At 62.1% G+C, this 13631-nt stretch carries 11 protein-coding genes and 1 pseudogene; 4 read left to right on the top strand and 8 right to left on the bottom strand.

The genetic code is table 11. The annotated features are described in order from the left end of the window. Positions 1–3 precede the first annotated feature (3 nt). The 4 genes from J1G33_RS20540 to J1G33_RS20525 all read left to right on the top strand — a co-directional run bounded on the left by J1G33_RS20540 (position 4) and on the right by J1G33_RS20525 (position 4690). The gene (locus J1G33_RS20540; protein WP_223018648.1) at positions 4–1272 is read left to right on the top strand and encodes a Zn-dependent hydrolase; all 1269 of its coding nucleotides are present in this window, start codon (positions 4–6) and stop codon (positions 1270–1272) included. Then, the gene (locus J1G33_RS20535; protein ID WP_148854171.1) at positions 1269–2672 is read left to right on the top strand and encodes an amidase; all 1404 of its coding nucleotides are present in this window, start codon (positions 1269–1271) and stop codon (positions 2670–2672) included. Before J1G33_RS20540 ends, J1G33_RS20535 begins: the two co-directional genes overlap by 4 nt. A gap of 91 nt (positions 2673–2763) precedes the next feature. Continuing rightward, positions 2764–3627, top strand: coding sequence for a LysR family transcriptional regulator (locus J1G33_RS20530; protein ID WP_005787511.1), 864 nt, complete (start codon positions 2764–2766; stop codon positions 3625–3627). A gap of 58 nt (positions 3628–3685) precedes the next feature. Further along, positions 3686–4690 (top strand): LacI family DNA-binding transcriptional regulator, encoded by a 1005-nt coding sequence (locus J1G33_RS20525; protein WP_223018647.1) that lies wholly within the window; start codon positions 3686–3688, stop codon positions 4688–4690. Here the strand turns inward: J1G33_RS20525 and J1G33_RS20520 are convergent. The 8 genes and pseudogenes from J1G33_RS20520 to araG all read right to left on the bottom strand — a co-directional run. Continuing rightward, a complete protein-coding gene (locus tag J1G33_RS20520) occupies positions 4687–5412 on the bottom strand; it encodes an SDR family oxidoreductase (protein ID WP_223018646.1) in 726 nt (241 codons plus the stop codon). The two genes, J1G33_RS20525 and J1G33_RS20520, sit on opposite strands and share 4 nt — an antisense overlap. Before the next feature lie 138 nt (positions 5413–5550). Beyond that, positions 5551–7083, bottom strand: coding sequence for an FGGY-family carbohydrate kinase (locus tag J1G33_RS20515; protein WP_148854169.1), 1533 nt, complete (start codon positions 7081–7083; stop codon positions 5551–5553). Between the two features lie 4 nt (positions 7084–7087). After that, the gene (locus J1G33_RS20510; protein ID WP_122733367.1) at positions 7088–8179 is read right to left on the bottom strand and encodes an alcohol dehydrogenase catalytic domain-containing protein; all 1092 of its coding nucleotides are present in this window, start codon (positions 8177–8179) and stop codon (positions 7088–7090) included. Positions 8180–8206: 27 nt separating this feature from the next. Then, entirely contained in the window at positions 8207–9199 is a 993-nt protein-coding gene (locus J1G33_RS20505; protein ID WP_078821149.1) for a ribose ABC transporter permease, read from the bottom strand. Beyond that, positions 9165–10673 (bottom strand): sugar ABC transporter ATP-binding protein, encoded by a 1509-nt coding sequence (locus J1G33_RS20500; RefSeq protein WP_032876453.1) that lies wholly within the window; start codon positions 10671–10673, stop codon positions 9165–9167. The genes J1G33_RS20505 and J1G33_RS20500 overlap by 35 nt, the downstream gene beginning before the upstream one ends. A 62-nt stretch (positions 10674–10735) precedes the next feature. Continuing rightward, a complete protein-coding gene (locus J1G33_RS20495) occupies positions 10736–11656 on the bottom strand; it encodes a substrate-binding domain-containing protein (protein WP_194440501.1) in 921 nt (306 codons plus the stop codon). Between the two features lie 675 nt (positions 11657–12331). Beyond that, positions 12332–13300, bottom strand: coding sequence for an L-arabinose ABC transporter permease AraH (gene araH, locus J1G33_RS20490; protein WP_005787495.1), 969 nt, complete (start codon positions 13298–13300; stop codon positions 12332–12334). A 9-nt stretch (positions 13301–13309) separates the two neighbouring features. Beyond that, positions 13310–13631: pseudogene (gene araG, locus J1G33_RS20485) on the bottom strand (L-arabinose ABC transporter ATP-binding protein AraG); the annotation flags it as partial.

The following is a 13631-nucleotide window of genomic DNA, read 5'->3' as shown; positions in this document are numbered from 1 at the left end:
CTGATGAATAGTGTTGCGCAACCGCTCCCGAGCAACGCCCCGCTGATCAACCGTGACCGCCTGTGGCAATCGCTGATGGACCTGGCCCGACTCGGCGCCACGGCCAAGGGTGGCGTGTGTCGCCTGGCCCTCACCGATCTGGACCGCCAGGCCCGCGACCTGTTTGTGCAGTGGTGCGAAGCGGCTGGGTGCAGCGTCACTGTCGACGCCATCGGCAATATCTTTGCGCGTCGTGCCGGACGCAACCCCGCCCTGCCCCCGGTGATGACCGGCAGCCACATCGACACCCAACCCACCGGCGGCAAGTTCGACGGCTGCTACGGGGTGATGGCCGGGCTGGAAGTGATCCGTACCTTGAATGACTTGCAGATCCAGACCCAGGCGCCGATTGAAGTGGTGGTGTGGACCAACGAAGAAGGCTCGCGCTTCCCGCCGTGCATGATGGGTTCCGGGGTGTTTGCCGGGAAGTTCGACTTGCAGGACACCCTCGACAAACGCGACGACCAGGGCCTGTCGGTAGGTGCCGAATTACAGCGCATTGGCTATGCCGGTTCCCGTGCGGTTCTGGGCCATCCGGTCGGCGCCTACTTCGAAGCCCATATAGAGCAAGGCCCGGTACTGGAAGACCAGGCCACCACTATCGGCGTGGTCATGGGCTGCCTGGGCCAGAAATGGTTCGACCTGACCCTCACCGGCGTCGAAGCCCACGCCGGCCCCACACCGATGCACCTGCGCAAGGACGCCCTGGTCGGCGCCGCCGAGGTGGTCAGCGCGGTCAACCGTATCGCCCATCAACAACAGCCCCATGCCTGCGGCACCGTTGGTTGCCTGAACCTGCACCCGGGTTCGCGCAATGTGATTCCCGGCCAGGTGCAGATGACCATCGACTTGCGTCACCTGCATGGGGACAAACTGCAAGCCATGGTCGATGAAGTACGCGCAGTGATCGAAACCACGGCCGCCCGACACGGCTTGACCTTTGAACTGACGCCCACCGCCGACTTCCCGCCGCTGGACTTCCACCCGGACTGCGTCAATGCCGTGCGCGATGGCGCGAGAGCCTTGGGCTTGAGCCATATGGACATCGTCAGCGGCGCCGGGCATGACGCGATCTTCGTCGCCGAACTGGGCCCCGCCGGGATGATCTTCGTGCCGTGCGAAGGCGGCATCAGCCATAACGAAATCGAAAACGCCGCGCCGGATGATCTGGCGGCTGGCTGCGCGGTGTTGCTGCGGGCCATGGTCAACGCGGCTCAGGGAGTTCAAGCATGAGTGAGATCGGCCAACTGACGGCGGTGCAACTGCTCAAGCATTATCGCGACAAGAGCTTGTCACCGGTAGAGGTCACCGAAGATGCGTTGCTGCGCATCGAACGCTACAACCCGGTGGTGAACGCCTACTGCCATGTCGATCCTGAGGGTGCATTGAGCGCGGCGCGGGCCTCGGAACAACGTTGGTTAAAAGGTGCCCCTTGCGGCGCACTGGATGGCGTACCAGCGTCGATAAAAGACCTCACGCTGACCCTCGGCATGCCCACGCGCAAGGGCTCGCGCACCTCATCCGCCGAGGGGCCCTGGAATGTGGACGCGCCCTTCTCGCACTTCATGCGCAAGGCCGGTGCTGTGCTGCTGGGCAAGACCAGCACCCCGGAGTTCGGCTGGAAAGGCGTCACCGACAACCCGCTGTACGGCATCACCCGCAACCCGTGGGATACACGCACCACCGCGGGCGGCTCGTCGGGTGGCGCGGGGGCGGCGGCGGCGTTGAACCTCGGCGTGTTGCATCAGGGCAGCGATGCGGGCGGTTCGATTCGCATCCCGTGTGCGTTCACCGGCACGTTCGGGATCAAGCCGACCTTCGGTTATGTGCCGCAGTGGCCGGCCAGCTCCATGACCATCCTGTCGCACCTGGGGCCCATGACCCGCACCGTGGAAGACAGCGTGCTGATGCTACAGACCGTGGCACAAATGGATGTGCGCGATGGCCTGATCGGGGCGCCAAGGACCACGCCCTGGCTCACCCCAGGGGCGGATCTGAAGGGCTTGCGCGTGGCTTATAGCCCCACGTTCGGCTATGTGGATGTCGACCCGCAAGTCGCCAAGGTCGTCGCCCAGGCCGTGGAAGGCCTGGTGCAATTGGGCGCTCATGTAGAGCAGATCGACCCGGGTTTCAGCGACCCGCTTGAGGTGTTCAGCACCCTGTGGGCCGCCGGCGCTGCACGCCTGACTGGCTCCATGAGCGACGCGCAAAAGCAACTGCTGGACCCGGGGCTGCTGCGTATTGCGCAACGGGGCGAGCGTCTGAGCCTGGACGACTTCAACGCCGCCCTGGAAGCGCGCGCCGCACTGGTTGCGCGCATGGCGGCGTTCCATGAGCACTACGACGTGCTGGTATCGCCGATGATGCCGATTACCGCGTTCGAAGCCGGGCACAACGTACCGCCCGGCTCGGGGATGAACGAGTGGATGGAATGGACGCCGTTCAGCTACCCCTTCAACCTCACCCAGCAACCGGCTGCGTCGGTGCCGTGCGGGTTGGCCGCCAATGGTTTGCCGGTGGGGTTGCATGTGGTGGCTGCTCGGTTTGCCGATGAGCAGGTGTTGAGGGTGTGTCATGCCTATGCAAAAGCCTTCCCTACCGAGCATTTGCAAGCACCTGAAACCCTGAGCTGAGATTCAATCGAAACTGTGGGAGGCATGCCCCCTCCCACAGTTTTTACCGCATTCCACTACAATGCCCTCCATTCTTCTTCCGGGGGGCTTCATGGACATCGAACTGGCACGCACCTTCCTCGAAATCACCCGCTGCGGCAGCCTCGCCGCAGCGGCGGAGAAACTGCACGTCACCCAGACCGCCATCACCGCCCGGGTCAAGAACCTGGAGAGCCAGTTGGGCAGCACGCTGTTTATCCGCAACCGTGCCGGTGCACGCCTGACCGCCGATGGCGAGGCCTTTGTGGTGTACGCCAACCAGCTGCTGCAAACCTGGGAAGCGGCGCGCCGTGACCTGCCGTTACCCGATGGCTATCGCAATGTGCTGCATATCGGCGGTGAGGTCAGCCTGTGCAACCCGCTGATGCTCGGTTGGGCCAAGGCGCTGCGCGAGCATATTCCCGGACATGCACTGCGTACCGAAATTCGCGAGGGCGAGTACCTGTTGCGTCAACTGGAGTTGGGCGTGCTCGATGCCGCGCTGGTGTTCCAGCCGCAGTACTGGCCAGGTTTGCAGGTAGAGCAAGTGCTGGAAGAAAAACTGATCCTGGTGCAATTGGCGAGCAAACCCGAGCCCTATGTGTATATCGACTGGGGCCAGGGTTTCCGCCAGCAGCATGACGCCGCCCTGCCCGACCGCGCACGTGCCGCCGTGAGTTTCAACCTGGGCCCATTGGCGCTGCAGTACATCCTGGAAAACGGCGGCGCCGGGTATTTCCGCACGCGGGTGGTGCAAAGCTATCTGGACAGTGGCGTGATGCAGCGCGTGCCCAAGGCGCCGGAGTTCAGTTTCCCGACTTACCTGGTGTATTCGCGGGCGCGGGATTCGGCGGTGTTGCAGCAGGCGCTGGCGTTGCTGCGCGAGGTGGTCAAGGCTGAAGGTGACTGGTCGCAACGCTGGGACCCGCTGATTTGAATCACACTGGGCCTGCACACATGCTAGCCTGCTGATGTGTCCTCTCGCAGCCTTACCGATGAACAAGAAAAAGTCCGTCACCATCAGCGACATTGCCAAACGGGTCGGCATGACCACCATCACCGTGTCCCGGGCGCTGAGCAAACCTGACCTGGTAAAACCCGCCACCCTGGCGCGCATCCTCGAAGTGGCACGCGAACTCGACTACGTGCCCAACGCCTTCGCGCGCGGGCTCAAGCGCAGTGAAAGCCTGATCATCGGCGTGATCACCGCCTCGGTGGACAACCCGTTCTACAGCGAGATGATCAAGGCCATTTCCCGCGAGGCGAAACAACACGGCTACACCATCATGCTGGTGGACACCGACGAACTGGAAGAACTGGAAAGCAAGGCGGTCGATACGCTGCTGGGTTACCGCGTGGCGGGGATCATCCTGTCGCCGGTCTCCGATGAGCCCAGCTACCAGCCCGACTACCTGGAACGCCTGGGTAACGGCAAGACCCCTGTGGTGCTGCTGGATCGCACGATCCACGACAGCCCGTTCAGCCGCGTGGTGCTCGACAACTACCACAGCGGCATCCAGGCCGCGCACTACTTGTTGCGCCAGACGCCGCACCTCAAGCGCCTGCTGGTGCTGACCGGCCCCGAGCACTCGCGCATCACCGTGGAGCGCCTCAAAGGCTTGCGCGAAGTGCTGGCCGAGCATCCCAAGGTGCACGTTGAAGTGCGGGCCGGTGACTACACGCTGATGCCATCCTACCTGCACACCCTCGACTACCTCGCCGAACATTCGGCGCCGGACGCGATCATGGGTTTTAACCAGTTGATCACCCTCGGCGCCCTGCGCGCACTGCGCATGCACAACATCTCCCATGACAGCCTGACCATCTGCGGCATCGACCGCCTGCCCTTCGCCGATATCTTTGGCGTGCCGATCGCCTGCGTGGCCCACGACGCGTCACTGGCTGGCAGCAGCGCGGTACGCCTGCTGCTCGATCGGCTTGAAGACCCTTACAAGCCACGGGACAAGGTCGTCATCGCCGGGCAATTGGAAAACGGCTAACGGCTGGTATAGCCGCCGTCGATAGGCAAGCTCACACCACTGATCATGCTGGCTGCGTCGCTCAGCAGGAACAGCACCGGCAACGCCACTTCCGCCGGTTGCGCAAAACGCCCCAAGGGGATCGCCGCCAGCGCCGGGTCGCGCTTGGCCGGGTCGGACCAGGCCATGCTTGCCATCGGCGTCAAGGTCACCGTGGGGTTGACGCTGTTTACCCGAATACCAAAGCGGCCCCATTCGGCGCATTGCACGCGGGTGATCGCATCCATGGCGGCCTTGGAGGCGCAGTAACCGAGATGATCGTCCAGCGCCACCAACGACGCCTGGCTGGAGACGTTGACGATACTGCCGGTAATGTTTGCCGCGATCATCTTGGCCGCGACACGGCTGGCCACCTGGGCGGCGGCACGGGCGTTAACGTTCATTACCTGGTCGAAAGCCTCGGCGCTGATCGCGGCGGCGGGCTCCAGGCGCGAGATGCCGGCGCAGTTGACCAGGCAGTGCAGGGGCGGCAGGTCTTGCAGCGCTTTATCGAGGGCAGTGCTGTCGGCCATGTCCACACACAGGGAGTGGCAGCCCAGTGCGGCCAAGGCTTGGGCGTCGCGGCCAAGGGCAAAGACTTCGGCGCCGCTGTTGATCAGCTGGAGCGCGATTTCGCGACCGATACCACTGCTGGCGCCGGTGACGAGGATGCGCTGGTGGGTGAAGTTGAAGACTGCGTTCATAGATAAAAATCTCAAGAACAATGAAGATTGACTGTGGGAGGGGGCTTGCTCCCGATGGCGGTGTGTCAGCTACAGATAAGCTGACTGATACACCGCCATCGGGAGCAAGCCCCCTCCCACATTTTTAACCGTGTTGAGTCAGGTAGCTTGCAGGTTGTGCATGATCGGTTTCAGGGCCGGATACAGCTTCAGGTACTCGGTAAACGCCCGGTCATAGGCCATGACATTCTCGCGCTTGGGCTGCGCCCGTTGCTCCAGTTGCACCCAGCCTGTGTCCATCGCCTCATCACTGACCAACCCCACCGTATGCGCCGCCAGCAACGCCGCGCCCAGGGCCGCTTCAACTTCCTGGACAATGGTGTAGACGGGGTAGCGGGTGACGTCCGCGATAATCTGCATCCACAAATCCGAATGGCTCGCCCCACCCACCACGATCAGGCGCGGGTCCAGGGAGTGGGCGCCCTGGGTGCCCGCTTCGATATTGTGGCGCAGGGCAAAACTCACGCCCTCCAGCACCGCGCGGTACAGGTGAATGCGACTGTGATACAGGTTCAGCCCGACAAAACTGCCGCTGGCGCGGTCGTCCCATACCGGGCTGCGCTCGCCCATCAGGTACGGCAGGAACACCACACCTTCACTGCCCGCCGGGATCTTCCTGGCACTCTGCTCCAGCAGCACCAGGCTGTCTTGCCCGGTTGTCTGGGCCTGCTGCTCTTCGGCCTGGCAGAACTGCTCGCGAAACCAGCTGACCGACGCTCCGGCGGTGATCGCACCGCCGAAGATGTACAGGTCGCGGTGGCCGTTATAGACATGCGGCATGCTGACCAGGCCGTGGTGCGCATCCACCTGCTGGTTGAGGTAGCCCCAGCACATGCTGGTGCCGATCATCGCCACATGGTTGCCCGGCTGGGTGACACCTGCGGCCAGGGTCGCCATGGCCGCGTCAACGCCACCGGCCAGGATGGGCGTGCCCGCCTGCAAGCCCAGGCGAGTGGCCCAGTCTGCGAGCAAACCACCCACCACCTCACCGGAATACACCAAGCGCTCGGGCATCATCGACCGCGCGATACCCAGCGCATCCAGCATCTCGCCTGACCAGTTGCGCGCCGCCACATCGTAGATACCGCCGATATTGCCGGCGCTGCTGTGGTCCACCGCCAACTCACCGGTCAGGCACCAGTTGATGTAGCTGTTGGGCGGCAGCAAGTAGCGAGTGTTCGCCCACACTTGCGGTTGATGCTGCTTGAGCCAGAGCATTTTGGTGAACCCGTAGTAGCTGTCCACCGAGTTACCGGTGACCGCGAACAGCCGCTCCAGATCCACATGCTCACGCACCCACTCGACCTGCTCGCCAGCGCGGCGGTCCATCCAGATCAGGCACGGGTGCAACGGTGTCATCTGCGCATCCACGGCAATCCCCGAGCCGCCGTACAGGCTGCTGATGCACAGCGCCTTGACCTGCCCCGCCGGCACGCCAGCCTTGGCCATGCACTGGGCAACGCAGGCTTGCACAGCGTCCAGCCACACCTGCGGCCATTGCTCGGCCCAGCGCACTTTGGGGGTATCCACGCGATAGCCCTGGCTGTGCTGGGCAATGATCGTGCCTTGGGCATCCACCAGCAGCGCCTTGGTGCTCTGGGTGCCGATGTCGACACCCATGACGTAGTTCATGTTGTTACTCATGGGCGGGCAGCACCGGTTTCAACAGCACCTTGATCGACTTGGTCGAGTTGGCCAGTTCGAAGGCTTCGGCGAAGTCGTCCAGTGGGAAATCATGAGTGACGATGCCTTTGGAGGTGACCAGGCCGCGCTCGAACAGGTCGATGGCAATCGGGTAGCAATACGGCCCCAGGTGCGCGCCGCGTACGTCGAGTTCCTTGCGGTCGCCGATGATCGACCAGTCCACGCTGGTCTCGGCGCCAAACACGCTGAACTCCACAAACCGCCCAAGCTTGCGGATCAGGTCCAGGCCCTGGGTGACGCCGGCCGGTACCCCCGTGGTCTCGATGTAGACATCGCAACCATAGTTGTCGGTGAGGCCATTGATGATCTCGCGGGCGTTGTCACGGGCGGGATTGATCACCACATCGGCGCCGAATTGCTTGGCCAGTTCCAGGCGCGCGTCGACCATGTCGATCACCACCAGCTTTTTCGGGGTTTTCAACGCGGCGACCTGGACCATACACAGGCCAAGGGTGCCCGCACCGGCAATCACCACCACGTCATCGAGCTGGATGTCGCCGCGGTTCACGGTGTGGATCGAGCAGGCCATGGGCTCCACCAGGGCCGAGTCTTCCAGGGACACCGCCTCAGGGATCTTGTGCACGATGGCAGTCTTGGGAATACGCATGTACTGGGCCATACCGCCTTCGGCCACTTCACGCTGGAAGCCGAAAATGTTGTGCACTTCGCACATCCAGTATTTGCCCGACTTGCAGAAACGGCACTTGCCGCACGGCACGATCTGTTCGGCGATGACCTTGTCACCGACCTTGACCTCGAAGTGTTCCTCGGCGCCCTCGCCCGCCTCCACCACGTAGCCGAAAAATTCATGCCCCGGCACCACCGGCGCCTTGACCCAGGGGTTGTCACCGCCCCAGAACATCGCAGCGCCGGAGTGGCACTTGCAGTCACTGGCGCAGATACCACAGGCAGCGATGCGAATCACTAACTCATTGGCGCGGGCCTGGGGTTTGCCGATGCGTTCCAGGCGGTAGTCTTTCGGGCCGTGGCAGACGACGGCTTGCATGTGGGTGTGCTTGTCCATGGTGTTGGGTCCTGTGTGATGAGGTATTTATCGATGGCGCTGACGGCTGATAAAGATCGCCAGCAAAATGATCCCGCCCTTGATCACGCTCTGTACGTAAGGCGATACGCCAAGCATGTTCAAGCCGTTGTTCAACACGCCCAGCAGCATGGCGCCGAGCAAGGTGCCGACGATCACCCCGCGCCCGCCGGCGATCGATGCACCGCCGAGTACCACGGCGGCAATCGCATCAAGCTCGAACGACACACCGGCATTGGGCTGGCCGCTCATCAGCCGCGAGGTGAGCACCAGCCCGGCTATCGCCGCGGTCAGGCCACTGATGCCGTACACCAGCAGCTTGAAGCGCGCCGCACGCACCCCGGACAAACGCACCGCTTCTTCATTGCCGCCGATGGCGTAGATGTAGCGGCCTATACGCGTGTGTTGCAGCAACACATAGGCGGCCAGGTAAGTGAGCAACATGATCAGGATCGGCACCTGCATACCGAACACGCTGCCGCGCCCGAAAAAGGCGAACCACTCCGGCAGCCCGGAAATCGGGTAGCCGTCGGTGTACATCAGCCCGAACCCACGGGCGATGCCCATGGTCGCCAGCGTGACGATGATCGGTGGCATGTGCAGGTAAGCCACGAACAGCCCGTTGCCGATGCCGAACGCCACGCCTACCAGCAACCCGGCGCCAATCGCCAGGCCGGGCGGCACGCCGGCCACCATCAAACCGGCCGTGAGCGTGCCGGATAACGCCATCACCGGCCCCACCGACAAGTCGATGCCACCGGTAAGAATCACGCAGGTCATGCCCACCGCGATGATCGCGTTGATCGATACCTGGCGAGCAATATTGGAAAGGTTGCTGGCGGTGAGGAAGGTGTCGCTGGCAAGGATCATCACCAGGGTCACCACCACCAGCCCGACGAAGGGATAGAACGCCGGTGAGCGCAGCAGCCGTGCCACATTCAGGCGCAAGCGGCCGGTGTTTGCGGTGTTAATGGACGTATTCACTTGAGCCCCCTGTTGCATGGCGCATGACCTCTTGAGGATTGACGGCGGACGCTTCCAGGACCTTGACGATCGCGCCCTTGTGGAACACGGCGACGCGGTCGCACATGCCGATGACTTCGGGCAATTCGGAGGAAATCATGATGATTGCGTAGCCTTGTTCGGTGAGGCTGCGCATCAGCGCGTAGATCTGCGCCTTGGCGCCGACGTCGATGCCGCGGGTGGGCTCGTCGAACACCAGCACCTCGCAGTGGTGGTTGATCCAGCGCGCGATCACGACTTTTTGCTGATTGCCGCCGCTGAGGTTAAGCACGCGACTTTCGCCGCTGGGCGCCTTGATCGACAGCTGGCGCATCAGAGCTTCGACGCTGGCGCACTCCTTGGCCTTGTCGATCAAACCCGAGGCGTTCTGATATTTGGGCAGGTTGTTCAGGGAGATGTTTTCGCGAATGCTGAAATCGGTGATCAGCCCTTCGCTCTTGCGACTTTCCGGCAGCAGGCCGATGCCGTGCGCCAAGGCTTGGGCTGGGTCGTCAAGGCTGATTTTTTCGCCGCGCAGCCACACCTCTTTGCTCACCGACGGCAGCGCCCCCATCATGCCCAGGGCCAATTCGGTACGGCCCGACCCCACCAGCCCGGCAAAGCCCAGGATTTCGCCCTTGTGCAGTTGGAAGCTGTTGTGTGGGCCATTGCGCACCAGCTGGATGTCTTTGACCTCCAGCAACAGCGGGCCGCGCTCGCAAGTGGGCTTGGGCGGGAAACTGCACTCCAGGCGGCGCCCCACCATCATCTCCACCAGGCGGTCGATATCGCTGTCGGCCACGTCGGTGACGCCCACATTGCCGCCGTCGCGCAGCACGCTGATGCGGTCACAGACCTGGAAAATCTCTTCCAGGTGATGCGAGATAAAAATCACCGCCACGCCCTGGCGCTTGAGTTCACGCATGATCTCGAACAGCAGCTCGGCTTCGCTGGGCGTCAGCGTCGCGGTGGGTTCATCGAGTACCAGCAGGCGTGCGTCCAGGGCCAGGGCCTTGGCGATCTCGACGAACTGCTGCTCGGCCACACTCAGGTGCTTGACCGCGCAATACAGGTCGATACTCACCCCCAAACGCTGAAACAACGCCTGCGCCGCCTCGGTCATTTCACGTTTGCGCAACAGGCCGAAGCGGTTGCTCAACTCATGGCCGAGGAAGATATTTTCCACCGCCGTGAGGTAGGGAATCAGGCTGAACTCCTGGAACACGATGCCGATACCGGCGGCGATGGCATCGCGGTAAGTAGCGAACTGCTGCGCCTGGCCGTCGATGAGGATCTGCCCTTCGTCCTGATGCTCGACGCCGCCGAGGATCTTCATCAGGGTGGATTTGCCCGCGCCATTTTCCCCCAGCAAGGCATGGATTTCGCCACGCTCCACTTGCAGGTTGATGGACTTGAGGGCCTGTACCCCCGGGTAACGCTTACAGATGTTTTCCAGCTTCAGAAGACTGCTCATACCGCCGACCTCGCGCTCAGAAGGAAGACCTGGGCCCCACGGTTTGCGTGGGGCCTGGGGATTTACCAGCTGAAGTCCCTGGCCTTGGCCTGGTCGATCAAGGTGATGTCCACCGGCACGCTGGCCGGGACTTGAGAGCCCCACTTTTTGGCCAGGGCAATGCCCAGGGCGAGGCGGATCTGGTCGCGGGGGTACTGGGCCGAGGTGGCGATGAAATGGCTGCCGGGTTTCTGGATCGCCTTGATCGCTTCCGGCGCACCGTCGACGCTCACCAGTTTCACGTCCATGCCGCTGGCTTCGATGGCCGAGAGCGCACCGAGGGAGCCGTTGTCATTCACGCTGAAAATACCCTTGAGGGTCGGCTGGGCCTGCAGCATGTTTTCGGTCACGGTCAGCGCCTGATCACGCTCCTGCTTGCCGTTCTGGATGCTGACGATCTTGATGTCCGGGTGCTTGGCCACCGCCTCTTTGCAACCGCGCACACGTTCGAGAATCGGCACCACGGCGATGCCGTCGAGGATGGCGATATTGCCTTTGCCACCGATGGTCTTCGCCAGGTATTCACACGCCTGGAAGCCCGCGTCGAAGTTCTTCGAGCCCACGAACGAATCCAGCGGGCCGTCCGCCTGGGCATCCACTGCCACCACCACGACACCTGCGGCGTGGGCCGACTTGACGGCGGACTGCACGCCGACCGAATCGGTAGGGTTGATCAGCAGGATATCGATGCCTTTTTGCAGCATGTCTTCGACGTCACTGACCTGCTTGGACACGTCGTGGCGGGCGTCGGTGATGATCAGCTTGGCACCGATGGTCGCGCCGGCTTCTTCCAGAGCGTTTTTCATGGTGACGAAATAGGGGTTGTTGATTTCCTGGAAGGAGGCGCCGATACGAATGGGCGCGGGCGGTGTGGCGGCAAAGGCTTGAGTACCGAAGGTGATGCCGACAGCCAGTAAACACAGGGTTTTTGGGAGCATTTTCATGGCGTGAGTCTCTGTTTTGTTTTTATTGTTAGAGCAAATGTTATCGTTAACATTTTGCCAGAAGCTAACAATTAAACAGAGGTGACGCAAGCCCCCGTTGGTCGCTTGAAGCGTGGCAGTGGATTTGTTCAGGCAAGGGCAAGCTTGATTTCGTAACGGCCTTGGCACCCACCCACCCGTCTGGATGGGCCGTGCTCGGTGAACATGTGGGAGCACAGGTATCTACACAATTTTGTAGGTTGTAGCAGCCGAAGGTAACTACGATGCGAAGCGAGCCGATCTTGATCTTGATCTGCTTTTGATCTTGATCTCAGGCGCCCCGTTAAACCACGCTGGCCGGAATTCGACAGGGATTTGGGGGGTAAACCGGCAGGGATGCCGGTTTAGCCGCCCCGCGCCATGGATGGCGCGTGGCGGCGGCCCCCCAAATCACTGGCGAATTACGGGCACACCGAGCCTAAGCGAGGTGCCGAGTGGTGGGGCAAGAGCGTTTTGCTTACTTTTGCGCTGTTCAAAAGTGAGCCGCCGTAAGGGCGGAACCCATAGCGGCCGTTACCCAAATAACGGATATGTACTCAGTCTGATCCAACACCCCGGTCGGCCCTGAGGCCGCCTTCGCGAGCAAGTCGAATCGTCGCACCGCCCCTTCCAAATTTGATCTCCCGAAGGCTTGAATCAACGTTGTTTCATACGGTCGATAACAACGGCCAAAAGCAGGATCGAACCGCGAATCACGTACTGGTAAAACGTGTCGATGTTCTTCAGGTTCATCGCGTTCTCGATGATCGCCAGGATCAGCACCCCGGCAATTACATGGCGGATCATGCCGATGCCGCCGCTCAGCGATACGCCGCCCAGCACGCACGCAGAGATCACTGTCAGCTCGAAACCCTGGCCGATCATCGGCTGGCCGGAGGTCATGCGTGACGCCAGGATCACCCCGGCCAGGGCACCGATCAGGCCGTGCACGGCGAAGATCAATATCTTGGTGCGATCAACGTTCACCCCCGCCAACAACGCAGCTTCCGGGTTGCCGCCGATAGCCATGGTGTTGCGCCCGTAAGTGGTGTAGTTGAGCAGCCAACCAAAAAACAGAAAGCACACGATGGTGATCAGGATCGGCACCGGCACACCGAACAACTGGCCGTTGCCGAACACAAAGAACTGTTCCTGAGACACACCCACCGCTTTGCCGTCGGCGAAGATGTACGCCAGGCCGCGCACGATCTGCATGGTCGCCAGGGTGGTGATCAAGGCATTGACGCGCAGCTTGGCGATCACGATGCCGTTGATCAGCCCCACCATCAGGCCCATCAACAATGCAGCGCCGATGCCCAGCATCACGCTGTCGGTATCGCGCATCACAATCGCCGCCACCACACCGGCACAAGCGATCACCGAGCCCACCGACAAGTCGAAGTGCCCCGACGCCAGGCAGAACAGCATGGTGCACGCAGCAATGCCCACCGTGGATATCGCCAAGCCCAGCCCACGCATATTCAGCGGCGAGAGGAAGTTATCGATCAGCAGCGCGCACAGCACGAAGATGCCCACCGCCGCCAACAGCATCGCCCAGTTGTCGAGCAATGCGCGCATATCGAGGGGTTTGCGTGCCGAAGGCAGCGCGTTGTTTTGAATAGTCATGGTCTTCTCTCAGTTCGCCAGGCCGCGCGGCAAGGCCAGCTGCAGCAGGTTGGATTCAGTCGCGTGCTCGCGCAGTTGTTCGCCGCGCATGGCGCCTTCGCACAGCACCAGGATGCGGTCGGAAATACCCATCACCTCCATCAGGTCGCTGGACACCACGATCACCGCAATGCCGCTGGCCGCCAGGTTATGGATGATCTGGTAAATCTCCGACTTGGCGCCGATGTCGATACCGCGGGTGGGCTCGTCCAGCAGCAGGACCTTCATCGGCATCGACAGCCAGCGGCCAAGAATGGCTTTCTGCTGGTTGCCGCCGGAGAGGTACAGGATC

Origin of the sequence: Pseudomonas sp. P867 (genome assembly GCF_019891455.1) — a bacterium.
Classification (GTDB): domain Bacteria; phylum Pseudomonadota; class Gammaproteobacteria; order Pseudomonadales; family Pseudomonadaceae; genus Aquipseudomonas; species Aquipseudomonas synxantha_A.
The sequence above is the reverse complement of the archived record's forward strand: the minus strand, read 5'-3'. Positions and strand labels throughout refer to the sequence as shown.

Coding starts and splice junctions, on each gene's coding strand:
- J1G33_RS20540 (WP_223018648.1), top strand. CDS start 4: ATGAATAGTGTTGCGCAACCGCTCCCGAGCAACGCCCCGCTGATCAAC.
- J1G33_RS20535 (WP_148854171.1), top strand. CDS start 1,269: ATGAGTGAGATCGGCCAACTGACGGCGGTGCAACTGCTCAAGCATTAT.
- J1G33_RS20530 (WP_005787511.1), top strand. CDS start 2,764: ATGGACATCGAACTGGCACGCACCTTCCTCGAAATCACCCGCTGCGGC.
- J1G33_RS20525 (WP_223018647.1), top strand. CDS start 3,686: ATGAACAAGAAAAAGTCCGTCACCATCAGCGACATTGCCAAACGGGTC.
- J1G33_RS20520 (WP_223018646.1), bottom strand. CDS start 5,412: ATGAACGCAGTCTTCAACTTCACCCACCAGCGCATCCTCGTCACCGGC.
- J1G33_RS20515 (WP_148854169.1), bottom strand. CDS start 7,083: ATGAACTACGTCATGGGTGTCGACATCGGCACCCAGAGCACCAAGGCG.
- J1G33_RS20510 (WP_122733367.1), bottom strand. CDS start 8,179: ATGGACAAGCACACCCACATGCAAGCCGTCGTCTGCCACGGCCCGAAA.
- J1G33_RS20505 (WP_078821149.1), bottom strand. CDS start 9,199: ATGCAACAGGGGGCTCAAGTGAATACGTCCATTAACACCGCAAACACC.
- J1G33_RS20500 (WP_032876453.1), bottom strand. CDS start 10,673: ATGAGCAGTCTTCTGAAGCTGGAAAACATCTGTAAGCGTTACCCGGGG.
- J1G33_RS20495 (WP_194440501.1), bottom strand. CDS start 11,656: ATGAAAATGCTCCCAAAAACCCTGTGTTTACTGGCTGTCGGCATCACC.
- araH (WP_005787495.1), bottom strand. CDS start 13,300: ATGACTATTCAAAACAACGCGCTGCCTTCGGCACGCAAACCCCTCGAT.